The 23,969-nt window shown below is 42.8% G+C and carries 22 protein-coding genes; 14 read left to right on the top strand and 8 right to left on the bottom strand.

Annotated features, from left to right (window positions below; all coding sequences use genetic code 11):
• Nucleotides 1-10 precede the first annotated feature (10 nt).
• Nucleotides 11-1,327: an MFS transporter gene (locus ACNQGS_RS16735; RefSeq protein WP_491488288.1), complete on the top strand. Its 1,317-nt coding sequence runs from the start codon at nt 11-13 to the stop codon at nt 1,325-1,327.
• A 63-nt stretch (nt 1,328-1,390) separates the two neighbouring features.
• Here the strand turns inward: ACNQGS_RS16735 and ACNQGS_RS16740 are convergent, their stop codons facing one another.
• Together ACNQGS_RS16740 and ACNQGS_RS16745 are read right to left on the bottom strand one after the other, a co-directional pair.
• Entirely contained in the window at nt 1,391-2,308 is a 918-nt protein-coding gene (locus ACNQGS_RS16740) for a LysR family transcriptional regulator (protein WP_491488289.1), read from the bottom strand.
• A 113-nt stretch (nt 2,309-2,421) separates the two neighbouring features.
• Nucleotides 2,422-3,267 (bottom strand): MurR/RpiR family transcriptional regulator, encoded by an 846-nt coding sequence (locus ACNQGS_RS16745; protein ID WP_491488290.1) that lies wholly within the window; start codon nt 3,265-3,267, stop codon nt 2,422-2,424.
• 268 nt (nt 3,268-3,535) lie between these two features.
• On the opposite strand from ACNQGS_RS16745, the gene ACNQGS_RS16750 reads away from it, so the two are divergent.
• The 9 genes from ACNQGS_RS16750 to ACNQGS_RS16790 all read left to right on the top strand — a co-directional run bounded on the left by ACNQGS_RS16750 (nt 3,536) and on the right by ACNQGS_RS16790 (nt 13,615).
• Nucleotides 3,536-5,113: an ABC transporter substrate-binding protein gene (locus tag ACNQGS_RS16750; protein WP_491488291.1), complete on the top strand. Its 1,578-nt coding sequence runs from the start codon at nt 3,536-3,538 to the stop codon at nt 5,111-5,113.
• A 27-nt stretch (nt 5,114-5,140) separates the two neighbouring features.
• On the top strand, nt 5,141-6,091 hold the full coding sequence (locus ACNQGS_RS16755) for an ABC transporter permease (protein ID WP_491488292.1): 951 nt from the start codon (nt 5,141-5,143) through the stop codon (nt 6,089-6,091).
• A 17-nt stretch (nt 6,092-6,108) separates the two neighbouring features.
• Nucleotides 6,109-7,014: an ABC transporter permease gene (locus tag ACNQGS_RS16760; RefSeq protein WP_491488293.1), complete on the top strand. Its 906-nt coding sequence runs from the start codon at nt 6,109-6,111 to the stop codon at nt 7,012-7,014.
• A gap of 22 nt (nt 7,015-7,036) precedes the next feature.
• Nucleotides 7,037-8,050 carry an ABC transporter ATP-binding protein gene (locus ACNQGS_RS16765; protein ID WP_491488294.1) on the top strand — a complete coding sequence of 338 codons (1,014 nt, stop codon included), beginning with the start codon at nt 7,037-7,039 and terminating at the stop codon, nt 8,048-8,050.
• A complete protein-coding gene (locus tag ACNQGS_RS16770) occupies nt 8,031-9,017 on the top strand; it encodes an ABC transporter ATP-binding protein (RefSeq protein ID WP_491488295.1) in 987 nt (328 codons plus the stop codon). The genes ACNQGS_RS16765 and ACNQGS_RS16770 overlap by 20 nt, the downstream gene beginning before the upstream one ends.
• Before the next feature lie 16 nt (nt 9,018-9,033).
• Nucleotides 9,034-10,146 carry an o-succinylbenzoate synthase gene (gene menC, locus ACNQGS_RS16775; RefSeq protein WP_491488296.1) on the top strand — a complete coding sequence of 371 codons (1,113 nt, stop codon included), beginning with the start codon at nt 9,034-9,036 and terminating at the stop codon, nt 10,144-10,146.
• Nucleotides 10,147-10,210: 64 nt separating this feature from the next.
• On the top strand, nt 10,211-11,362 hold the full coding sequence (locus ACNQGS_RS16780) for a M20 peptidase aminoacylase family protein (protein WP_491488297.1): 1,152 nt from the start codon (nt 10,211-10,213) through the stop codon (nt 11,360-11,362).
• Nucleotides 11,363-11,476: 114 nt separating this feature from the next.
• The gene (gene menC, locus ACNQGS_RS16785) at nt 11,477-12,589 is read left to right on the top strand and encodes an o-succinylbenzoate synthase (protein WP_491488298.1); all 1,113 of its coding nucleotides are present in this window, start codon (nt 11,477-11,479) and stop codon (nt 12,587-12,589) included.
• Between the two features lie 621 nt (nt 12,590-13,210).
• Entirely contained in the window at nt 13,211-13,615 is a 405-nt protein-coding gene (locus ACNQGS_RS16790) for a VOC family protein (protein ID WP_491488299.1), read from the top strand.
• Between the two features lie 77 nt (nt 13,616-13,692).
• Here the strand turns inward: ACNQGS_RS16790 and ACNQGS_RS16795 are convergent, their stop codons facing one another.
• Nucleotides 13,693-14,133: a phosphate-starvation-inducible protein PsiE gene (locus ACNQGS_RS16795; protein ID WP_491488300.1), complete on the bottom strand. Its 441-nt coding sequence runs from the start codon at nt 14,131-14,133 to the stop codon at nt 13,693-13,695.
• A gap of 172 nt (nt 14,134-14,305) precedes the next feature.
• A complete protein-coding gene (locus tag ACNQGS_RS16800; protein WP_491488301.1) occupies nt 14,306-16,519 on the bottom strand; it encodes a glycerophosphodiester phosphodiesterase family protein in 2,214 nt (737 codons plus the stop codon).
• Nucleotides 16,520-16,800: 281 nt separating this feature from the next.
• On the opposite strand from ACNQGS_RS16800, the gene ACNQGS_RS16805 reads away from it, so the two are divergent.
• The 4 genes from ACNQGS_RS16805 (at nt 16,801) to ACNQGS_RS16820 (ending at nt 20,880) form a co-directional block, all read left to right on the top strand.
• A complete protein-coding gene (locus ACNQGS_RS16805; protein WP_491488302.1) occupies nt 16,801-17,256 on the top strand; it encodes a staygreen family protein in 456 nt (151 codons plus the stop codon).
• A 303-nt stretch (nt 17,257-17,559) separates the two neighbouring features.
• Nucleotides 17,560-18,675, top strand: a complete 1,116-nt coding sequence (locus ACNQGS_RS16810; RefSeq protein WP_491488303.1) for a mechanosensitive ion channel family protein — start codon at nt 17,560-17,562, stop codon at nt 18,673-18,675.
• Nucleotides 18,676-18,876: 201 nt separating this feature from the next.
• A complete protein-coding gene (locus ACNQGS_RS16815; protein ID WP_491488341.1) occupies nt 18,877-19,734 on the top strand; it encodes a diguanylate cyclase domain-containing protein in 858 nt (285 codons plus the stop codon).
• 372 nt (nt 19,735-20,106) lie between these two features.
• Entirely contained in the window at nt 20,107-20,880 is a 774-nt protein-coding gene (locus ACNQGS_RS16820) for an REP-associated tyrosine transposase (RefSeq protein WP_491488304.1), read from the top strand.
• 92 nt (nt 20,881-20,972) lie between these two features.
• Here the strand turns inward: ACNQGS_RS16820 and ACNQGS_RS16825 are convergent, their stop codons facing one another.
• The 4 genes from ACNQGS_RS16825 to ACNQGS_RS16840 all read right to left on the bottom strand — a co-directional run bounded on the left by ACNQGS_RS16825 (nt 20,973) and on the right by ACNQGS_RS16840 (nt 23,878).
• Nucleotides 20,973-21,362 (bottom strand): VOC family protein, encoded by a 390-nt coding sequence (locus tag ACNQGS_RS16825; RefSeq protein WP_491488305.1) that lies wholly within the window; start codon nt 21,360-21,362, stop codon nt 20,973-20,975.
• 51 nt (nt 21,363-21,413) lie between these two features.
• The gene (locus tag ACNQGS_RS16830; protein WP_491488306.1) at nt 21,414-21,578 is read right to left on the bottom strand and encodes a hypothetical protein; all 165 of its coding nucleotides are present in this window, start codon (nt 21,576-21,578) and stop codon (nt 21,414-21,416) included.
• A gap of 10 nt (nt 21,579-21,588) precedes the next feature.
• Nucleotides 21,589-22,359, bottom strand: a complete 771-nt coding sequence (locus ACNQGS_RS16835) for an IclR family transcriptional regulator (RefSeq protein WP_491488307.1) — start codon at nt 22,357-22,359, stop codon at nt 21,589-21,591.
• Between the two features lie 220 nt (nt 22,360-22,579).
• On the bottom strand, nt 22,580-23,878 hold the full coding sequence (locus ACNQGS_RS16840) for an MFS transporter (RefSeq protein ID WP_491488308.1): 1,299 nt from the start codon (nt 23,876-23,878) through the stop codon (nt 22,580-22,582).
• Between the last annotated feature and the right edge of the window lie 91 nt (nt 23,879-23,969).

Here is a 23,969-nt window from a genome sequence, read left to right on the forward strand (position 1 = left end):
TGGGATGGGTATGGAGGTAACTGAAAAAGTACGTAAGAAGCAGATGAGAAAAGTGGCACTAGCCAGTATTGTAGGAACTTCTATCGAGTGGTATGACTTTTTCCTTTACGGAACATTGGCAGCGCTAGTTTTTCCGAAATTATTTTTTCCAGAATCAACTGCCTTTATGGGGGTTCTGCAATCTTTCATTACATTATTTATCGGGTTTTTGGCACGTCCGCTTGGGGCCATTGTCTTTAGTTCCTACGGAGATAAAATCGGGCGCAAAGCGGCCTTGGTCACTTCGTTATTGTTAATGGGAGTCAGCAGTACGGTGATGGGGCTATTGCCTACCTACGAAACCATCGGCGTGTATGGAGCAGTCCTGCTTGTTATTCTTCGGTTCCTTCAAGGAATTGGTGTTGGCGGAGAATGGGGCGGGTCGGTTACCCTTTCCGTTGAATGGAGTTCGAAAAAATCCCGCGGTTTAATGGGAAGTATGACGCAATTGGGTGTTCCAATCGGAATGTTAGCCTCTACGTCCATTGTTTCGCTGTGTATCTTTCTAACCGGCGATAACTTTGGGGTATGGGGATGGAGAATTCCGTTTATTTTAAGTATTATCCTAGTCTTTATTGGATTATATATCCGACTTGGGATTGAGGAATCTCCAGAATTTGCAAAAATGAAAAAGGAGAACCGCACCGCCAAATCACCAGTCCTTGAATCGATTAAAGGGTATCCTAAAGAGATCATTTTGGCAGCGTTCACGCGTCTGGCGGACAATGTGCCGTTCTATATTTATACTACCTTTGCCATCTACTATGCGACTGTTCATCTTAAACTAGATAAACAATTTATTACGAATGCTGTCTTACTTGTGTCCGTCGTGTTCTTAGTCGCTGTTCCTTTGTCCGCTCATTTATCGGATCGATTCGGCCGGAGAAATATCACGCTCGCTGGGATGATTATGACATTGGTAATGGCTTTCCCGTATTTTTATTTAGTGAATACAGAGGTAAAAGGCCTGATTATTTTAGCTACGATGCTTGCAAGCATTGGGCCGGCCGTCGTGTACGGTCCGCAGGCAGCGCTTATTTCGGAAATTTTCCCAGTGCATTTACGGTTTAGCGGCTCGTCCATTGCCTATCAGTTTGCTTCTATAATCGCCGGAGGACTGGCTCCAACGATTTCATTAACCCTATTGGAAAAATTCAAAAGCACTACTGCCATTGGTACGTATGTGACGATTTGCTGTGTCATTTCGATTATCGCGTTAACGATGCTTAAACCGAGTGAAAAGAGGGTGTTGAAGGCAGATCCTTCTGAAGTGAGTCAAACCATATAATTGAATGAAACACTCTTAGCAGGTACTAGGCTGCTAGGAGTGTTTTTTTTCAAAAAAGAAAGATTATAATTCTGATTTGTAAGATTCAATGGACTCTAGCAAACATTTAATGAATTCCTTCTCAACGATGGAGGAATATTTATTCTTTGCTTGGATGCAGATGAGATGGTAGTTTGGCACTTCAATTGGATCAAAATAAGGGATTAAGCAAATATCGCCCCGTACAACCAACGGGTCTTTTTTCATCAAATCAGTAAAGAAGCCGATGGCTAAATCGTTTGCGATCACATTTTTCATCACTTCGTCATTGTTTGTATAACATAATATGTTTCCTTGGCCATACCTAGAAAAGATATCCTCCCATGTTTTTCGGTTTGGCCGTTCATTCCGGATGACTAAAGGGTAGTTCAACATTTCTTTAGGTGTGATCACATCCATTTTAGCTAATGGGGAGTTTTTGCTAACTGCAACCATTAGCTTGATGGTATACAAAATTCGGGCATTCATATAACGGGATACTTCCTTATGTGTTTCATCGGGGCCCATTATTAAACCAATATCCGTTTGGAAACTTTTTGCCTTTTCGATAATGGGAACAAGCGTATTTGAATCGATTTCCATTTGGATTTGTGGATATTCTAATTTAAAAGATTTTATAGCTTCTAGTAGAAATGTAGAGAAGAAAATAGCGGATGCCGAAATGGATAGGCTGCCCGGCATTTCCTTCGAATGATGGCCTAACTCTTTTAACTCCGTGATTTTATTCATAATTTCATAGGATAATTTAAGGACCGCTTCTCCTTTGTCAGTAAACGTGCTCCCAGAACGCGACCGTATAAAGATAGGGATGCCAAGCTCCGCTTCCAGACTGGATATTGCCTGGCTAACAGCGGAATGTGAAACATGCAGCTTATCAGCGGCTCTGGAAATATTTCCTCTCTTAGCTACCTCAATAACATATTCGAATTGTTCAATATGCATACAATTAAGCCACCTTTTTGGGACATAGGGAAGGGGTTCTCTTGCTTCGTTTCCACATGTTGTTTTTGCCCTCACTATTTTGAAACAGAAGAACCGTCCCCATGCTTCACTGTTTAAATTAAGAATTTCCCCGGATTAAAATTTTCATATGCTTCTCTTCGTTTTTCAAAGCCTTCCTTATCGATGACCGCTACGCCTGCAACAAGAGCATTTATGAGTGAAAAGGCAACTGGTCCGGTTTCAATGGTGGACGTGGAAGGTAATTTTATTGGTAAAAGGATATCGGAATGCTCTTTTAATGGTGAAAGATCAGAATCAGTGATTCCAATAACATATGCACCTTGTTTTTTTGCCAATTCAGCTAGCTCAATAGTCAGTGAAGAGTAACGATGAAATGTTATAGCGATAAAGATACTCTGGTTGTTTATTTTGGATAGCAAATAGTTCATATCATCTACACCTGGGTGAATCAGATGGGAACTCCCTTTTATAATATTAAGGGTAAATGAGAGCCACTGCGCGATGGCAAAGGACGTACGGACACCTGCAACTAAGATATTATTTGAGTCATAGATTTTTCTAGCAGCCATGTAAAGGTCTTCTTCATTTATTTGCTCTTTTAATAATTGAATATATCCCTGATCACGCTGCATGCTTTGGATAAAAAAGTTAGGCTGGTCCGCAATCCCCTCTTTGTTTGCCTGATATTCCTGCAGGCCACTCTTTTGAAAAATAAGATATTTCCTTACCTCATTTTGAAGTTCACTAAAACCACTATACCCAAGTACATAACAAAAACGAATAACGGTTGTCTCACTGACACCGGCATCCTGTCCTAATAGGCTTGCTGATTTTAATGCTGCTTCTTCTGGATGATCTAATACATATTTCCCCACTTTTTTTTGTCCGGAGGATAATGTGGGATAGTGATGTTTAATTTTTTCTTTAAAGGTGTCCATCGGATCAACTCCCAAGGTTTGTGCACTATAGATTTCCAAATGTGTAAATAATCGTGAAGCATAGACTTTGTTGTTATGAAAGTGAAGTTTGTGCTTTTACAGTACCAAATGGCTCATTCATTGACAATATGGATTTTCATAAAATTTAGAAAGAGTATTGTGAAAAAACTGAATATATGGTAAATTTTTTTAAAGTATAAACTTCATATTTTTAAAAATGAAGTTCACACTTTTGCGAGATAAAAATACTATAAGGGGGAAACGGAAAATGAAGAAAGTAAGCCTGCTATTCTTAGTGTTAATTCTAGCGTTCTCTATCATTGGCTGTTCGGGAGCAGAGGAATCAGGTTCGAAAAAATCAGAATCAGGAAGTGAAGAAAAGTTTAAAGGCGGTGAGCTCCAAGTTGCCTACAACGCCCAGCCGCCAACTCTTGACCCGCTTCTAACTACGGCAGTTGCGACACGTGATATTACAAGACATATATATGAATCGCTTGTCACCTTCAACCAGAAGTTTGAAGTGGAACCAATGCTCGCTGAATCCTACAAAGTCAGTGAAGATGGAAAGAAGATTACGTTTGTATTAAGAAAAGGAATTAAATTCCACAACGGTAAAGAGATGACGGTTGAGGATGTTGTGGCCTCTATGAATCGTTGGAGAGACGTTACTCCATTAGGAAAATCTTATTTTAAAGATGCCACATTTACTGCTGAAGGCGACAATGCTGTCGTGCTTGAAATGCCGCAAACGCTTTCGACGGCGCTCGGAATGCTGGCTGACCCAGGACAAGCTGCGATTATTACTCCTAAAGAGGTCAATGAATCCGCAACGGAAAAAGGACTTACGGAATTCGTTGGAACGGGACCTTATAAGTTCGTTGAGTGGAAAACAGACCAATATGTCCATTTGGATAAATTTAAAGACTATCAATCCCTTGAAACAAAAAGCAGCGGTTTAGCAGGAAAAAAAGAAGCGTTGCTTGATGATATCTACTTCCAGTTCGTTACTGATTCTTCCACACGTTTAGCGGGGATTCAAACAGGCGAATATGATGTTGCCAATGCGATTCCGTTTGACAATGCGGAGCAGTTAGAAGCAAATGAAGATGTAGAAAACCATGTTGATCATAATGGATTTAATGGAATTGTATTTAACAAGAAAGCTAGATTCTTTCAAGATGTAAAGGCTCGTCAAGCTGTGAATGCCGCTTTAGATGAAGAGGAAATTTTAATGGCTTCCTTCACGAATGAAAACTTCTATGAATTAGAGCACGGTCTGATGATTAAAGACCAAGTAGAATGGTACAACGAAGCCGGCAAAAAATTATATAACCAGCACGATGCGGAAAAAGCGAAGAAACTTTTAAAAGAAGCAGGATATAACGGCGAGGAAATTGTTCTTTTAGCCAGCCGGGATTATGAAGACCACTACAACGCCGCTGTGGTTGTGCAGCAGCAACTTGAGAAAATTGGCATGAAGGTCAAGCTTGATGTTTACGACTGGCCGACACTTCTTCAAAAGCGTGGCGATGCGAATGCTTATGACATGTTCGTCACAGGTTTCCCAACTGAGCCAACTCCGGCAAAATATGTATTTTTAGATTCTGCTAACCAATGGCCGGGCTGGACGAACGACCCTGTCATGGATGAGCTATTAGACAAAATTAACGCTGCCACTTCCCAAGAAGAGGCAAAGAAATATTTTGAACAGCTTCAGGAGGAGTTTTATAACTATCTTCCAATCATTAAATTCGGAAATAAGACTACTATTACCACAACTCGTTCAAATATCAAGGGAATGGGCTTCTTACAAGGAATCATCCTTTGGAATGTCGAGAAAAAGTAACTAGTTTTAAGAGGGAGTGGTGACACTTTGAAAGGATATATTATAAAACGGTTACTGTCTCTGATACCTGTATTAATGGTTGTATCCGTTGTTGTTTTTCTCATTATCCATATGACACCCGGTGACCCGGCAGCCGTTATGCTGGGACCGGAAGCCAGTCCCGCCGAGGTAGCCGAGCTGCGTGATCAGCTCGGCCTTAACCTCCCTCTATACCAACAATTTTTCAGTTGGTTCATGGGTATAGTGCAAGGGAATTTCGGATATTCCTTCTTTATGAATGAGCCTGTGCTTCATGCGTTTGTTTCGCATTTGGGGCCGACCTTTTCTTTAGCGATTCTTGCGCAGCTTTTTGCTATCGTGATTGCGATCCCACTTGGCGTAATTGCTGCTAGAAAAAGAGGTTCGGTTGTCGATCAATCTTTTATGGGCTTTTCTTTATTAGGGATTTCCGTGCCAAGCTTTTTGCTTGGATTGTTTTTAATTCTATTATTTGCAGTCCATTTAAAGTGGCTTCCTGTAGCGGGCTATAAGCCATTGGATGCGGGGCTGTATCTTCACATCAGGTACTTAATTTTACCTGCCATTGCTTTAGGAATGATGCAGGCTGCCCTGATTGCACGGATGACCAGATCATCTATGCTGGATATTTTAAATGCGAATTACATAAAAACGGCCCGCTCCAAAGGGGTTAAAGAAAAAGTGATTGTATATAAGCATGCGTTAAGGAATGCGTTCATTCCCATCCTAACAATCATTGGTCAAACCTTTGGAACCCTTGTGGCCGGGGCGGCGGTAGTAGAGACAGTCTTTAATATTCCTGGAATTGGGCAATTAATCGTCAACTCGGTAGAACGCCGTGATTTTGCGGTTATACAGGGGGCCATTATGCTTGTCGCATTTAGCTATGTCACGATTAATCTCATCATTGACTTATTATATGGTGTTATCGATCCACGAGTACGATTAAGCAGGAAATAGGAAGGGGGAGCTAATTCATGCAAACATCAACCGTCACGGAGGAAAGAGCTTTATCCAACGTGAAAAATCATATTAAGAAAGAACGACGTGAATTAATGATTCGGCGTTTCTTTTCGAATAAATTAGCCCTCACAGGAAGCATTATTATTTTGCTGATTCTTTTGTTCACTCTTGTTGGGCCATTGCTGACCGCTCATGATCCTTATGAATTAGATGCCAAAAAGCGCCTGCTTGGGCCTAGTTCGGAATATCTTTTAGGAACGGACAATTATGGCCGCGACTTGCTTGCCCGGGTGGCACATGGTGCCAAAGTATCGATTGGGGTAGGGTTTTCTGTTGCGTTGATTACCTCATTGGCAGGAATGGTGATCGGACTTTATGCCGCTTATTTTCGTTCATTGGATAATATTTTGATGCGACTTTGCGATGGGTTAATGGCTTTTCCGGCTATTTTGCTCGCGATTGCGATTATGGCGGCAATGGGACCAAGGGTAGAAAACGTTATTATTGCTTTGGGTATCGTGTTCACACCTTATGTGGCGCGGACAGTCCGTTCCTCGGCACTTGTGGTAAAGGAGCAAACCTATATTGAGGCACTGAGGTCTCAGGGCGCCAGTTCATCGAGAATTATCTGGTCTAACATTGCCCCTAACGTGATATCTCCATTGGTTGTTCAAGCAACCTTTATCTTTGCAGATTCGATTATTACCGAAGCAGCGCTAAGCTTCTTAGGTGCAGGAATTCCCGCACCTGCTCCAAGTTGGGGAAATCTGCTATATGATGGCAAGATGGTTATTTTTAATGCCTGGTGGATGACTGTGTTTCCGGGTATCGCCATTATGCTTACGGTATTGGGCCTTAATCTGTTTGGTGATGGCCTTCGTGATTTGTTGGACCCTCATAATAATAAAGCAAAGAAATAAGGAGCAGAGGAGGGCAGAGTGAATGCAGGAAAAATTGTTGGAAGTAAAAAATTTAAAAACACATTTTAGGACAGAGCGGGGAACGGTTACTGCTGTAGATGGTGTTTCCTTTAGCGTTTATGCGGGGGAAATTGTTGGCGTCGTTGGGGAATCCGGGTGCGGAAAAAGTGTGACAGCCGAATCCATCCTTCGGCTGTTGGATGAAGGCTCCACTATGTATGATGGGGAAATTCTCTATCAAGGTAAGAATCTCTTAAATTTTTCCGTAAGTGAAATGCAGGCCATTAGAGGAAATGATATCTCGATGATTTTCCAGGATCCAATGAGCTCGTTAAATCCGGTGTACACAGTAGGCAATCAAATTGCGGAATCCATTCTTCTACATCAAAAGTGCAGTAAAAAAGAGGCTTATGCTAGGGCGGTTGAAATGCTTCGTTTAACGGGCATTCCTTCTCCAGAAAAAAGAGTCCATGAGTATCCTCATGAGCTTTCGGGAGGGATGAGACAGCGTGTGATGATTGCAATGGCCCTATCCTGTCAGCCACGGCTGTTAATTGCGGATGAACCGACAACCGCACTTGATGTGACGACACAGGCACAAATCCTCGATTTGATTCATGAATTGAAAGAGGATTATAACATGGGGACCATCATGATTACCCATGATTTAGGCGTAGTGGCTGAGGTTTGTACTCGGGTTGTCGTGATGTATTTGGGACAGGTAATCGAAGAGGCTGATGTAGAAACTTTATTTAAGTCCCCTTTTCACCCGTATACACGGGGGTTATTAAAATCCATTCCGCATTTAACTGGAAATCGTTCGGAAAAGCTTCATGTCATTGAAGGGAAAGTTCCGACGCTACATCAAGTTCCGAAGGGCTGCAGATTTGCCCCGCGCTGTGAGTTTGCCAGCCAAAAATGCAAAGAAGAGATGCCGGAACTCAAAGAGGAAGTAAGCGGACATAAAATTAGGTGCTGGCACTATGAAGAAGTGTTGAAAGCAGGGGAGGATCGCTATGTCGGTACAAACAGCTAAAAGGGAACAGCCGCTCTTGCAGGTACGGAACATAAAGAAGTTTTTCCCCGTCACCAATTCATTAGGAAAAGTGACTAGTCACGTGAAAGCAGTCAACGATGTATCATTTGATATATACGAGGGTGAAACTTATGGATTAGTAGGAGAATCCGGATGCGGTAAGAGCACTACAGGCCGTACCGTGATGAGGCTGGTCGAGCCGACTGGGGGAGAAGCTCTTTATCAGGGAAAGGATCTTTATAAGCTTAAGGGGAAAGAACTCCTTAACATGAGAAAAGAACTGCAGATGGTCTTTCAAGACCCATACTCCTCCTTGAATCCAAGAAAAAGAATTGGTCATATTTTAGAAGAAACGCTTAAAATCCACCGTATTGGCAACAAAGCGGAACGGATGGAGCGTGTCATGGATATTCTGCACAGAGTGGGATTTCAGTCGGAGCAATATTATCGCTATCCCCATGAATTTTCGGGAGGGCAAAGGCAACGAATCGGTTTAGCAAGAGCGCTGATGGTCAACCCGAAGTTGATTATTTGTGATGAGCCTGTTTCCGCTCTTGATGTATCCATCCAGTCGCAGGTTTTAAATTTATTAGAAGAGATTCAAGATGAATTCCAACTATCGTATTTGTTTGTTTCCCATGATTTAAGTGTTGTACGTCATATTTCGGACCGTATTGGGGTTATGTATTTAGGGCAGCTGGTAGAAGAGGCGTTGACGGATGAATTGTATGCCAATCCGCTTCACCCCTACACTCAGGCATTACTATCAGCAGTACCGGTTCCAAATCCTGCCGTAAAAAAAGAACGAATTACGCTAAGAGGCGAGGTTCCTTCACCGTTAAACCCTCCATCTGGTTGTGTTTTTCATACAAGATGCCCATACGCCACGGAGATCTGCAAACAAGAAGTCCCGGTGAAGAAGATGGTTGCAGCGAATCATGCAGTTGCGTGCCATCTATATGAATAAGATAGGGGATAATAGGATGAAAATTGAAAAAGTTGTACTTAGAAAACTAAAGATGGATTTAAAGTTCCCGTTTCAAACAAGCTTTGGTACCCAGACGAATCGTGAATTTATTATAACAGAGGTTTATGCTGGAAACGATATCGGTTACGGGGAGTGCGTTGTCAACTCCAACCCATTTTATAATGAAGAAACTGTCCATACGGCCTGGCATATATTGAAGGATTTCCTTATTCCGTTTCTTTTTCAAAAGGAAGAAATCAGCCATCCGGATGAAGTGAATGAACTTTTTAAACAAGTCCGCCGTAATAATATGGCTAAATCAGTCTTGGAAGGCGCTATTTGGGATTTGTATGCTAAGAAGCAGGGTAAGCCTCTTGCGGAAGTAATCGGCGGAACGAAACAAAAGATTGCCGTCGGAGTCAGTATCGGGATTCAGGAATCGAAAGAGGCGCTTCTTGAAACGGTAGGGAAGTATCTCGAACAGGGATTTCAAAAAATCAAAATTAAAATTAAGCCTGGGAAGGATATTGAAATGCTGCAGGCGGTAAGAGACAAATATGGCGATATTCCAATGATGGCGGATGCTAATTCAGCGTATACATTGAATGATGTAAGCCTGTTTAAGCAGATGGATAGCCTCGGGCTGATTATGATCGAACAACCGCTGGCCCATGATGATATTGTCGATCACGCCAAATTACAGGCTGAGATTCAGACCCCAATCTGCCTTGATGAGAGCATTCATTCCGTTGATGATGCCAGAAAGGCGATTGAACTTGGAAGCTGTAAAATTATTAATATTAAGATTGGCAGAGTAGGCGGAATCTCTGAAGCTATTAAAGTTCACAATTTATGCAAAGAGAACAATATTCCGGTATGGTGCGGCGGGATGCTCGAGTCCGGTATAGGGCGTGCTCACAATCTAGCCATCACCAGCTTGGACAATTTTACAATTCCGGGGGATACAGCTCCTTCTGCCCGTTATTGGGAACAGGATATCATTGACCCATGGATTGATATGGATTCAGAGGGCAATATTGAACTTTCCAAGAAACCGGGAATTGGCTATGAGGTTAATCAAGCTGCATTGGAAAAATATACAGTAGAAACGGAAGTTTTTGCGAAATAAAATGGGCTGGCGGACCATGATTTCTGGAGAAGCCACGTCCCAGTAAAACAAAGGAGATTTAGTTATGATTGGAACATTAGCGGTTAGCACCCTTAAATCTCAAATCTATGACATTTTTGAATACCTTCACCAACACCCGGAAGTGAGTTGGAAAGAGGTAAACACCACCCGGTATATCGCTAAACGGCTAGAGGATTTAGGGGCTGATTTGGTTCAGACATTTGATGATTGTCCAGGGGTGATAGCGGAAATTGGCAAGGGGCCTTTGACGGTGGGCCTCCGGGCAGATATGGATGCCTTGTGGCAAGAGGTGGACGGCACGTGGAAAGCGAATCATTCCTGCGGCCACGATGCCCACATGACATTAGCATTAGGCGTGTTTATGACACTGAAAAAATTGAATGTGAAACTGCCGGGAAAAGTAAAGTTTATTTTTCAGCCAGCGGAGGAAAAAGGAAATGGCGCCTTAACAATGGTCGAAAAAAAGGCCATTGATGATGTGGATTATTTATATGGGGTTCATTTGCGGCCGGAATTGGAGGTTGAAAATGGAAAAGCAGCCCCTGCTATTGTCCACGGAGCTGGCCAATTTATTTCAGGTAAAATTGTCGGGGACGACGGTCATGGCGGCCGGCCGCACCTAGGGACAAATGCCATTGAGGTTGCATCTGCATTGGTTCAGAATTTGAATGGAATCCACCTTAATCCAATGGTCCCTTATTCCGTTAAAATGACAAAGCTTATGGCTGGCGGAGAAAATAGCAATATTATCCCGGGGTCCGCTGAGTTCAGCCTTGATCTCCGTGCCCAATCCAATAAGTTGATGGGGCTATTGAAGGAGAAGGTTGAAAAGGTCATTGCCAGTATTTCCGAGCTGTATCAAGTAGAAATTACTTATACGTATGAATCTGAAGTAGTAGCGGCTGAGGTAAACGATGAAGCGAAGGATATTATGGCGGAATCGATTGCAAGTGTGCTAGGGGAAGAAAACTTGCTGCCGCCAAGCGTTACTCCAGGCGGCGAGGATTTTCATTTCTATTCTGTTAAACGGCCAGAGGTAAAAGCAACTATGCTGGGGTTAGGATGTGGATTAACACCAGGCCTGCACCATCCGAAAATGACGTTCGACCGTGAAGCCTTAATTGCGGGGACGGAAATCTTAACGAGGGCAATTTTGGCGACTTTTGAAAAAAACGGGCTGAAGGTCGATTTTTAGACGTTTTTTAAAAAACGTGATGAATGGCTTTTTGTCTTGGCGGATGATTAAAATGACGAGGGATTAAGAGAAATAATAACGGCAGATACTTTGCCGTTTTGGGAGGAACTACATATGAAAATAGAAAAAGTGAAATTTGAACGTTTAAAAATGCCGCTCCTTTCTCCTTTCCAGACGAGCTTTATGACGGAAACGGAGCGTGAATTTATTCTCGTTAGTGTTTATGGAGATGGTCATGTCGGCTATGCAGAATGCGTAGCGATGGATGCACCAGTTTATAATGAGGAAACAATCGATACTGCTGTCCATATCTCAGAACAGTTCATCATTCCAAGGGTACTCGAAATGGACTTTGAATCTCCAGAGGATTTCACGAAAGAATTTGCCTGGATGCGCAGAAATAACATGGCGAGATCGGGTATTGAAAGTGCGATTTGGGATTTATTCGCAAAGCAAAAGGGAATCTCCCTTGCTGCGGCATTGGGTGGAGAAAAGGAAGAAATTGAGGTTGGTGTAAGTATTGGGATTGAGCCAACTGTTGAAGGATTGTTAAACAAAGTAGAAAAGTTTCTTGAGGAAGGCTATAAAAAAATTAAAATAAAAATCAAGCCGGGTGTTGATGTTGAGCGGGTAAGGGCAGTCCGTGAAAAATTCGGCTATGATGTGCCGCTTATGGCCGATGCGAACTCAGCTTACACATTGGAGGATATTGACCTTCTAAAAGAGCTGGATCAATATGGACTGATTATGATTGAGCAGCCGCTTGCCCATGACGACATCATTGATCACGCCAAGTTACAGAGTCAATTGGAAACACCTATATGCTTGGACGAAAGCATTCATTCCGTAGAGGATGCCAGAAAAGCGATTGAGCTAGGAAGCTGTAAGATTATAAATATCAAGATTGGCCGTGTTGGCGGGTTAACGGAGGCTAAAAAGGTGCATGACCTCTGTCAATCCTATGGAATTCCTGTCTGGTGCGGAGGAATGCTTGAATCGGGGGTCGGACGTGCTCATAATATTGCGATTGCGTCTCTTTCAAACTTTACGATTCCAGGAGACACCTCTGCCTCCAAGAAATATTGGGCAGAAGATATAATTGAACCAGAGGTTGTCCTAAGCAAGCCAGGTATTGTCGCTGTACCAGACGGACCTGGAATTGGATTCAAGGTCCGACAGGATATTGTCGATAAGTACCTTATAAGCTCGAAAGTGTATTCTTTATAGAAAATGAGAAAAGTGTGATTAGTTACGGGTCTTGCCATAGATTTTATCAATAATTAGGGGAACTACCCAAGACGTCCGACTTAAGGGGATTTTTTAAAAGTTTCCCTCTTGAACATTAGAGATTCAGAGAGGAGTGCTATCGGTGCACTTCTCTTTTTGTTATTCATACTAATTTATTAATGATTGTTAGTTAATATTAAATATTGAGGTTTTTTTGGAAGACTAAAACGGAAAAGAATCAAGGCCTCCTGAAAGTAAAACCATTGGAATTAGGGGGACGTCATGTTACACCAAGGTTGTGTCATACTTAAGATTTCTGCTTCCCTTTATTATCATGATAAGTTCTTGGTGGTTTGGTGATTAGAGAAAGTGAATGTATTATATTTCCCTGCAGGAATTTGATGTATTATGGAGAAAAAGGGGGAGTTTTGCGGAATTTTAAGTGAAGGTTATTGAATATATAAATTGAACAGGGTCAGTTCTAGTGCCTCTTTTCCGCATATGCTCCCATTAATCTTTTGGGATAACTCTCTTGTTAGCATGGAATGTTTATAGATTCTTAGCGTGATACATATGTTTGAAGCAGGAGAACCGTCACATGTACCACTAGGAGGAATTTAGGTGTCGCAAGGATTAATTCATCATATCGAGCTATATGTTTCAAATTTAAAGATTTCGGCTGACTTTTGGGGTTGGTTTTTGGAAGAGTTAGGTTATTGCATGTATCAAAAATGGGATCGGGGCCAGAGCTGGAAATTGGGTGAAACTTATATTGTTTTTGTGCAGGCAGAGGAAAAATATTTAAATGTAGCATATCACCGATGCCGTGTGGGTCTGAATCATCTGGCCTTTCATGCCAGATCCCGCCAGCACGTTGAGGATATAACGAGTAAATTGAAAGATAGAAATGTACCGATTTTATATGAGGACAAGCATCCCTTTGCCGGAGGAACAGACCATTATGCGGTGTATTTTGAAGACCCGGATCGAATGAAAGTGGAATTGGTGGCACCTTCGCAGGGATGAAAGGGTTTTCAAAATGCCATCGTGGTGTGATTATGTTTTTCTATTCTATTTTGAAGCAGAAGAACCGTCCCCATGCATCAACTATGCCTCCAAATCCTCTCGGGCCTTTCGCGGGGAGTTAGGTTTAAGATGAAATAGCCGATGATAAGAATTAGGATGACCAGTGCGTTGATTAAGGTGTTTAATGCAGAATCGTGCTCCACGATGATGAGCCTGATCATTGCGGTAATGCCAATGTATAGAAAGTATCGAATTGGAAAATGGTATTGTTCTTTGAAGTATTTAACAATCATCGCGATGAACTCAAAATATAAAAAGAAGAGCAGGATATTGGCAAAAAACTGCTGGTGGTCATGGCTGCCATTGTCCACCAACATCCGGCCAAAAATGAGTAATTCTTTCACCAATAATATTGCTAGAATGGTAGCCAGCAAGACAAGCGTCACATTCAAAAATAGTTGCAGAGCACGTGGAAGTATCCGCAATAGAAAATTGAAATTCCTTTTCACTTGTTCCATGCACATCATCCCCTGTAAATTATGAAAGAGGCAGAGGGACGGTTCCCATGCCTCATTTTAGTAGGTTGTTTTTTGGTAGCTGTTGCCTGACCCCTATTTTGAAACGCAAGAACCGTCCCCATGCATCACCTATTTTGAGGCACGAGAACCGTCCCCATGCCTCATCCGTGCATTACTCCAGTTCGAAGGTGTGGCTGAAGTGGGTTTTGCCGTTTTCGTCTTGGATTTCTACTGTTGCTTGCTGTGTTGCTGGGTCGACGCGGAAGACGCCGTAGTTGAAGAAGTTGCCTTCTGCGTATAGTTTTTCAGGTCCAAAGGTTGGGTCTAATGTTCCCGGATTGATTTTTACTGCGCCGATAGGTCCGCTGATGAGTTCGTTATAATCCGCTTTTCCGTCATGGTTGGCGTCATACTTGATGACTTCCGCAAAATGGACATCGGTCGTGACGAAAAAGACGTTCTTGATTCCTTTTTCGATAATAAAATCAGAGATTTCCTTGAACTCGTTCTCATAGCCGGTTGGGTCATTCGGGTTGACGTTGTCGCCGTTTGCCCATCCGTCCCGCGCCATTGCTTTTCCGGTCGGAATTGAGATTGGCACGGAAGTCGCGACTAGTTTCACTTTGGCATCTGACTCAAGAAGCTGCTGCTTAAGCCATTGTACCTGCTCATCGCCAAGCATGGTTTTATCCGCACCATCGGGCTGAGTGTTCGGTGAGCGGTATCCCCGGTTATTAAGGATGATCATATCCATCGTGTTTCCCCAAGAATATTTATGATAAAGCTTGTCTGCTTCACTGCGTTCACCTGAAATCGGCCAGTAATCTTTAAACGCACTTAATCCGGTTGGTGTCAGAGGCTGGGACGGTCCGGAAAAATCATTGATTACCTCGTGGTCATCCCAAATGGCAAAGGTTCCTGTTTTTTGCAAAAGGCTGCGCAGCCCAGCATCGGTCCGGTTCTCCTTATACTTCGCCCAGAAATCCTGTACGGTTTCAGACGGAGGATTCGGAACGGCCGGTGTTGCATTATCAGCATAAATGGTGTCCCCGCTGAACAGGAAGAAGTCTGGATTTAAAGCTGCCATCGATTTGTACGATTTAAATGGAGGGATCTCTCCCTGGCCGCCCGTATCCCCGCCCCATACCATGGTCAACGGCTTCAAGCTGTTTTCCTCCGGTGCCGTTTTGAAGGAACCGTTCACGATATATTTGCTGGAAACCGCATGTGCCCGGTAATAATAAGTCGTATCCGGCCTTAATCCGTCAATCTGGACATTAACTGTGTAGTCATGCTCCACGTCTGCAGGGCTTGTTTTTACGATGGTATCGTGTTTAAAACTGCTGTCCGTGGAAATTTCAAATTGAACATTTGTTGCCGCGTTAGTGCGTGCCCATAGAATCGCAGACGAATCGGTTACATCCCCGCTCGCCACTCCATGTGAAATAAACGGTTTTTCAACTAAATCAACCAGCAGGTCCGTATTGTTGGTAAAGGCACCGTCCACACCCAGGGAAAGCAATGAAACCATATCGTCCTGAGCATTGACAGTCCACGGATGGATGAGCAGCTGGTTCTGGTGGGCAGCCTCCATCAGCTTTGGAACAACCAGCTCCTTACTAGGGCCAATCCCAGCAGCATAATCAGAGATTCGCTTCATTTCCTGTGAGACATCCTTGCCAGCCAGCATGGCACCTGTATAAAGCTGGATCAGCTTGACATCAGGGGCAAGTGTTTTTAACTTACGCAGTGAGTCCTCGCTGAACGACTCTAGAAAAAGCATTTCGCTGTCTAGGACATTTGTTTTTTTCAAAACATCAATGACTTTCTCTTCCATTCCGGGGTAAACGTTCGGTGCTTTTGTCTCCATATAGAGGCCGACTTTGCCGTTTCCGTGCTGTTTGACAAACTCGATGGCTTCCTCAAGGGTTGGCACCTGCTGTCCAATATACGCTTGTTTCGCCTTGTCCGGGTAGGCTTTGTTAAACCATGAACCTGCATCCAGACGTTTGATTTCTTCGAGCGTAAAATCCTTTACCCGCCATGGTGATCGGTCAGGATAAAGCTCCTTGGCATTGGTTGTCCGCGCGAGCGTTTCATCATGCATGGCGATCAGCTGACCATCCTTCGTCATTTGCAAATCGAATTCTACATAATCTGCCTTCATGGTCATTGCCTGCTTATAGGCTGCAAGAGTATGTTCCGGGCCGTAAGCGGAGGCACCGCGGTGGGCAATCACCGCCACATTAGAGGTAAGCGGGCGCAAGGTCGATTGTCCATTTTCAGTCGGGGAAATTTCAATAGGCTTGGCCAATGCGGCATAAGGGGCAGCGGTCGTTACCGCCAAAGACAAACAAGCCAATCCAGCTACTAAACTCTTTCTCACGTTTTCATCATCTCCTGTAAGAATATGTATTTCATATACAAAAATACAGGAGAAATATTGAGCCGACGTTAATAGACTTTGAGAATATTGTAAATCGGGCAAAAACAGGTCTTTTGATGCATGGGGACGGTTCTCGTGCATCATTTTGTGTTGAGACGCGGGGACGTTTCTCATGCATCATCGCCAGCTACTCTAAACAAAAGAACCGCCAAAATGGTTCACAGTCTTCATTTTTCCGAAATATTCTATAAAGGGTTAAATCTTTTATAGGGAGTATGTTTATGAATCCGGATTTCAATCCTTCTAAGTTGCATGTTAACTGCTTGCCTTCCTCATCATCGATGCAGGTTTATGGCCGAAAATACACTTTGACACATTCCGATACGACCGGTGACTTGTTTTTGAGTATTGGTTATCATTATGATTTAACAGGTATTAACGTTTCCAAGCGTGATGAAGTACTGGCAGAATGGATGACAACAAAGAAGGGGGCGCCTATTTTAAGCGGAAATGTGTATGTGAGTGGAGGGGAATTTGATGAACAAACGGCACAGCGGCGATTCCTGATCTTCCAGCGTGAATTGAACCTTGCCCTATCTGCTATCATCTATGGTGACCAATGTCTTTTCCGTCAGTATCCCGAACTGCTCGATGCAAACATCTTTATACACTTTAACTCAATCTATCCAGCCTTTAACCAAACCATGTACTATCGTACTCCGCGCTATTATACGTAGGGACGGTTCTCGTGCCTCATTTCAGTCGTTGCCCGCCATTTTCTCCTAACTTAACTATTGGTAATAATCGGATTGATTTGTGTCTACTAGTACACCATTTTTTGAAACATAAGAACCGTCCCTCTGCCTCACCTCTGCTAAAGCTGACTCGTCACAGGCAATTGTGAGGCAAGAGAACCGTCCCCGTGCTTCAATCTGAGACTATTGATGTATTCCATTATTTTTTTTAAAAAGTTATTATATTTCGTTGTAATGGTTTAATGATGTTATAAAGTCTTGGAGTAGAGGGAAGGTATTTTTGAAATGTCTTTGGATTCTTTGGTATTGGCTTTTTCAACGGCGGACATAGACTATGACATGTTAAAAAATTTAGGAATTTCGATTGGAATTTTGGTTGTATTTATTCTTTTTAGAAACCTGTTTACCAAATATGTGTTTCAGTTGATTGTAAAATTGGCCCGCAAAACACCGACTGAATTTTTAACACAGATTTGTTTGAGTTTTGAGCGTCCTTTAGGGTGGGCGTTTATTATTGTAGGTTTGTACCTGGCAATGGATTATTTCCCTTTTATGGAGCAGCAAAATGCGTTGTTTATCAAATTTTTGCGTTCGATGATCATTGTTTTAATTACATGGGGATTGTTTAATTTGTCCTCTCCTAGCACAGGAATTTTGATCAGTGTTAACGAAAAAATGAATAATAAGATTGATTTGATTCTTCTTCCGTTTATTTCAAGGACCATTCGCGTCATTATTATCGCCATTAGTATCAGTATTATCGGGCAGGAATTTAATTATGATGTCAATGGATTGGTTGCCGGCCTTGGCTTAGGGGGACTTGCCTTTGCTTTAGCGGCAAAGGAAGCGGTCGGGAATCTCATTGGCGGGGTCGTGATTGTCACGGAAAAACCATTTTCCATAGGAGATTGGATCAAGACGCCGAGCGTAGAGGGGATTGTCGAAGATATCAATTTTAGAAGCACGAAGGTTCGAACCTTTAGCCAAGCTCTAGTGACGGTTCCAAATGCGACACTCGCGAACGAAGCGATTACGAACTGGAGCCGTATGGGAAAAAGAAAGATCGATTTTCACTTAGGACTTAACTATAAAACCACGAAGGAAGAACTGGAACGAGTAGTGAGGCGGATTGAACAATTGCTAAGGACGCATGAGGAAATCCACCCGGATACCATTATGGTCGCGTTCGACCACTATAACGAGAGCAGTCTCGATGTTCTAATCTACTTTTTCACAAACTCGACCGTTTGGGCAGAACACGTAAAAATCAAACACGAAATCAATCTAGAAATCAAGGCGATACTAGAGGAAGAGGCAGTAGAAATAGCCTTCCCAAGCCGAACCCTCTACGTCACACCACAAACAAACGAAGTATTCCAAACAATGGGCTCTATTGATTGAGTGATGCATGGGGACGGTTCTCATGCATCATTTTTCTTTTTTTGAGGCATAAGAACCGTCCCCATGCCTCAGCCCCATGTATCACCATTTTTTGTAATCTATTAAAATATGTGAATTTGAATTATAATTTTACTAAATTAATTCCTTGAAATGGGGATGTTTGCTATTTTCGGCTGGGCTGCCAAGGAGGATAACTGATTGATGAATTTGAATGTGGGCGTTAGTAGGAAAATTCCTGTGCCGCTTGTTTTGCTATGTATATTTTTTGCATTCTTACCCGACTTTCTAGATGACTACGAAACGTTTTACATCGACGACATGGCGTGGTTTGCATTGCTTTTCCCGTGCTTTATCTTTTCCTATTATCTAGGATTATATGGCGGCGTTTTTACTGGAATCATCCTTAATGCTTATCATTTAAGCTGGTTTTTTTATGAAAAAAAGTTCCACAGTGAGGACATGATCGATGAAAGCGCGGCGCTGCATATCGGCATCTCTGTCATTACTCTATCCTGCTCGATTGGGGTAGGGGTATTAACGGACAAGCTCCAACACAAACAGCTAAAAATACAAGAGTTAAATGAAAAACTAATGCAAATGGCTTTATATGATTCGCTGACAGGCCTCCCCAATCGACATTATTTTTTGAGAAAATTAGAGCATTCCTTAAGGAAAAAGAAGCAGGTTTGTCTGATGTTTATTGATTTGGATGGCTTTAAGAGGGTGAATGATCAGTATGGCCACGAGGCCGGGGATGAGGTGTTAATCGAGGTTTCCGGAAAATTACAAGAAATAGAGGATGAGGATGTTTTTGTGAGCCGCCTTGGCGGTGATGAGTTCACAGTGCTGCTTAAAGGCGCAAACACCCATCAAGCGGAGGCTCTAGCAAACCGGATCTTAAAACTTTTGCAGCTAAGCGTCAACGATTGCAGGGTCTCCGCCAGCATCGGCATCGCCGTCTGCCAGCCAGACGACACCCCCGCCACCATCCTAAAAAGCGCAGACTCCGCCATGTACAACGCCAAACTCGCCGGCAAAAACGCAGTATACGTGGTTTGAAATAGTGATGCATGGGGACGGTTCTCATGCATCATTTTTCGATTCGCCGCTGATGCGTGGGGACGGTTCTCATGCCTCTAATTTTTTGCCTCCCCTTAAATGGTAAAAAGATGAAAAACTATTTAAAGTAGTATATGATAGAGCTGTAACCTCAGATAAACCCCCGGAACCAGGCAGAACCTAGGGACGGTTCTCGCGCTTCTTAATTAACCCACTTTTAAACTACTTTTATATGAATTTTCCCTTAATAATAACCATCTTGGTCTACATAACTTTTTATTTAATACGGCCTGTTGTACATTTTTGAGACATAAGAACCGTCCCCATGCTTCACCTTGTTTCCCCATTTAATTTCAAGGTCAGGTGATTGAGATGTCCCGAGCAGCAAGGTTGAAGAGTATGAGCGGTATATACCATATTATGTGGAGAGGAGCGAATCGGCAGGAGATTTTCCATGATGATGAGGATTGTAATAGGTTTCTTGATATTCTAGAAAAGTATAAAGCTGAATCGGATTTGGAGATATATGCTTGGTGTTTGATGGGCAATCATGTACATCTCCTTATCCGGGAAGGAAATGAAACCATTTCCAATACGATGAAGCGGATTGGTGTCAGCTATGCCTCGTATTATAACTGGAAGTACGACACGACAGGGCATTTGTTTCAGGGGAGATTCCGAAGTGAAAATGTAGAAGATAATAGGTATTTACTAACAGTTACTAGGTACATTCATCAAAATCCCGTTAAGGCTGGAATCGTGGACAGACTAAATGAATGGAGATGGAGCAGCTGCTGTGAGTACTACGCTTTTAACCCCCATGATAAAAGAAATCTGCTTGATGCAAACTTTATTCTCGGAAAGATATCCCCTGATCAAACCTTTGCGATGGAAAAATTTAAAGAATATAACGAAAAAATTAACAACGATGAATGCTTGGAAGAGAAAAGAAGAAGGCTGCCGGACGAAGAGGCAAGGGTCGTCATTAAGAAACTGCTTGGCCCTGTGGATATCACTCGCGTAAAGGTACTGCCAAAGGCACAAAGAAAGGAAGTCTTTCAAAAAGTAAAAACAATCAAAGGCGTATCCCAGCGCCAGGCAGCGAGAATTTTAGGGGTCTCGCCTAATCTGATATTTAGAGCATGAGGCATGGGGACGGTTCTCCTGCCTCATTTTTCTTTCCTTCGCCCAGCCCATTTTGATGCACGAGAACCGTCCCCGTGCATCATCCCCATGCATCACAACTCCGATTGATCAACGTTTAATTCTATGAGGTTTCCATCGGGGTCGGCGCAGAAGATTTGGGCAAAGCCGCTGACGCTGTTTGACTTTTCTAGGACGTTTACTCCGTTCTTTTTCAGCCAAGCTAAAGTTTCTGCATAGTTTTTGACTCGAAGGGCAAAGTGTCCTTCCCTGCTGCTTAAGCTTTTGTCGTGCCGAATGGTTTGTGAGTGGGGAAGGACAATTAAGTGCAGCTGTTGACCTCCTATACCGTACCAGGCACCTTCAAAATCAAAAGCAGGCCGGGTAAGTTCTTTTAAACATAGAATTTCACTATAAAATTTCTTTGCCCTGCTTAAATCTGTAACATTCAAACTTACATGATGCAGCTCAGTGTACTCAATCAAAGTATTCAACCCCAATACTAAAATTTCTCGATACATGGAAATATAACATATTTAGCTCGAGGTTTCACGGTTGAGGCAGAGGGACGGTTCTCCTGCCTCATTTTTCTTTTCTTCGCTAATTTTGATGCACGAACCGTCCCTGTGCATTTTTCTTTCCTTCGCTAATTTTGATGCACGAGAACCGTCCCCATGCATCACCCATGCATCATCACCCATGCATCACTCGTCAAAGTGGTTCTGATATTAGGTTTGAGATTAGATTGGCTGCTTCTTTGACGATTTCGATGAGTTTGTCCGTGTTGAATACGGAGAATCTGGCAGTCGGGAGGACTAGGCTTAGGCTGCCTTTGATTTGGTTGCTGTTGAAGATGGGGGCGGCGATAGCGGATAGTCCGGCGTCGAGTTCACCATGAGAGATGCAGTAGCCATCACGGCGAATTTTCGATATGGCTTTTTTAAACTCTTCCCAATCCCCTCCAAAACCGGCCTCAGCAATTTCTTCCCGACGCGATTCAAACAGTTTGATCAGATCGTTTCTTTGCAGATTTGCAACGATAATTTTGGATGTAGAACTCTTGAATAGCGGGTGTGGAATCCCCCGCGAGTAGCTGATATTGGTTTGTTTATTGTCCGGTGCTTCCGTATGTACCACTAAAATTTCTTCATTAAAAACATTGCTCAATAAAACCTCACAGCCTGTCAAATTCACAAGGTTTTCCATAATCGGCTGGCCAATTTTGATGATTGGGTCGGAAATTCTAACCTGCCGATCCAATTTAATAATCTTAGGCCCAATTACGTACGACCCGCCTTTCACCCTTGCCAATAATCCGGCAGTACTTAATTCTTTCACATATCGATAACCGGTCGGCACCGAAAAATCAAATTCATTCGTGATTTCTTCCGCCGTCCAAATCGGTTTTTCTTCGGTAAATAAATCTAGAATCGCTAACATTTTCGTAAGACTCGACATTTTGCTGCCCGACACCTCTTTCACTCTCTCCAGCCTCTATTTATTTAGATTATAACTTTTTTTCGCGAAAAAACTCACCCACTTTCTTTTTTTAAAAAAAGAACCCCTGAAGGAGCACCACTCCATCAAGGGTTCTTTTTTTAAAAAAAGAACCCCTGAAGGAGCACCACTCCATCAAGGGTTCGCAAACAGATACAACCTTTCCATATTCTGACTTACCGAAAAAACAGTTCCTGCCTACCTATCATCCAACCTTCTGACTATTAACGGTTTGCGCCGCTTCTTGTGGACGAACCCAAATCCAGAACAGCAGGCCGGTGACAAAAATGATAGCGGCACCTAAATGAAAGGCTTGATGGAATCCTGCGATGGTTGTAGCGGCATTTTGGATAATCAGGCCTGTCACGAAAGGAGCGAGAATCCCGGCTAAATAATAGATGGCTGTATAACTTCCTTGCGCCTTCCCATAATGTTTCTTTGGAAAAACACTTGTTAAAATCGCTGGTCCGAGCACCAAAATAATACTTCTTAGTGCGACCGCCAACGTTAACATGGCAACGGCAAGCGTACTCGATTCGACGACTGTTGCCAGGTAGTAAAAGAGTGCCGCCAAAAGCATCATTGGGCCTACAATAAATACCCGTGAACGGACAACGTTTTGTGTTTTTGCATAAATGCGGTCAGAAACTGAGGAAAAAAACAGCTGTGAAATGGTAGTCAACACCCAAGGAATCATAATCGCCAGCTGCAGCATCGTACCATCTATTCCTCTAGCTTTCTCGAAATAGTTAGGGAACCAAGCGAGTTCAATGGCGAAAAACCAATAAGAAGCAAAAGCACACAGTGAAATGAGAATAAAATTGCGGGAAAACAGCTTTGGTAAAACCTCTGACCAGCTAGCTTTCGCCTCGTCCTCGTTTTTAACCTTAATCGGTCTAACACTGATATCCTCTTTATTTTCTTTTACAATAAGCACCCATAATAAGGTCCAAATCGCTCCGATGACTCCTAAAAAGATAAATGCCGAACGCCAGCCATGATTGACAATGAAGTAAAGTAACACAGGGGCAGCAATGGCGGCGCCAACGGTATTGCCGACGGAGACTAAAGTAAGGCTTACGCCAACTCTTTCTTTCGGAACGGATTTTGCGGCCATCGTCATAGCTAGTCCATAGGTCGGCCCCTCACCGGCTCCCAAAATCATCCGGGTGACGACAAGATAGGGTAAGCTCATCGTAAAGATGGTGGCAAATTGTACGACAGCCCAGATGGAAGTAATCACGGTAATGACTCGTTTAGTGCCAATATAATCCGATAAGAATCCTACCAGTAAGGCCGATATAGAAAATAACCAGAAAAAGGAGCTTCCGACAATTCCCCATTGGGAGGGTGATAAATTCAATTCCTTCATAAGCGGTACAGAAGCGAGACCGATAATGGCCTTATCGGCAACGTTAATAATAGAAACAGTAAATAGAAAGCCAATGGTCAGCCAGGCATTTCTACTTAATTTTGGATTAGAATGCGCTTTCAATTCATTCATCAGCAAATCCCCCTATTAGTTCATACTATCTTAAACTTTCAAACTTGACCAATCGAGAATAACAGCTTTCATTAAGCAAACTAGTTAATAA

This window comes from Neobacillus sp. PVCKKU3 (assembly GCF_058323225.1).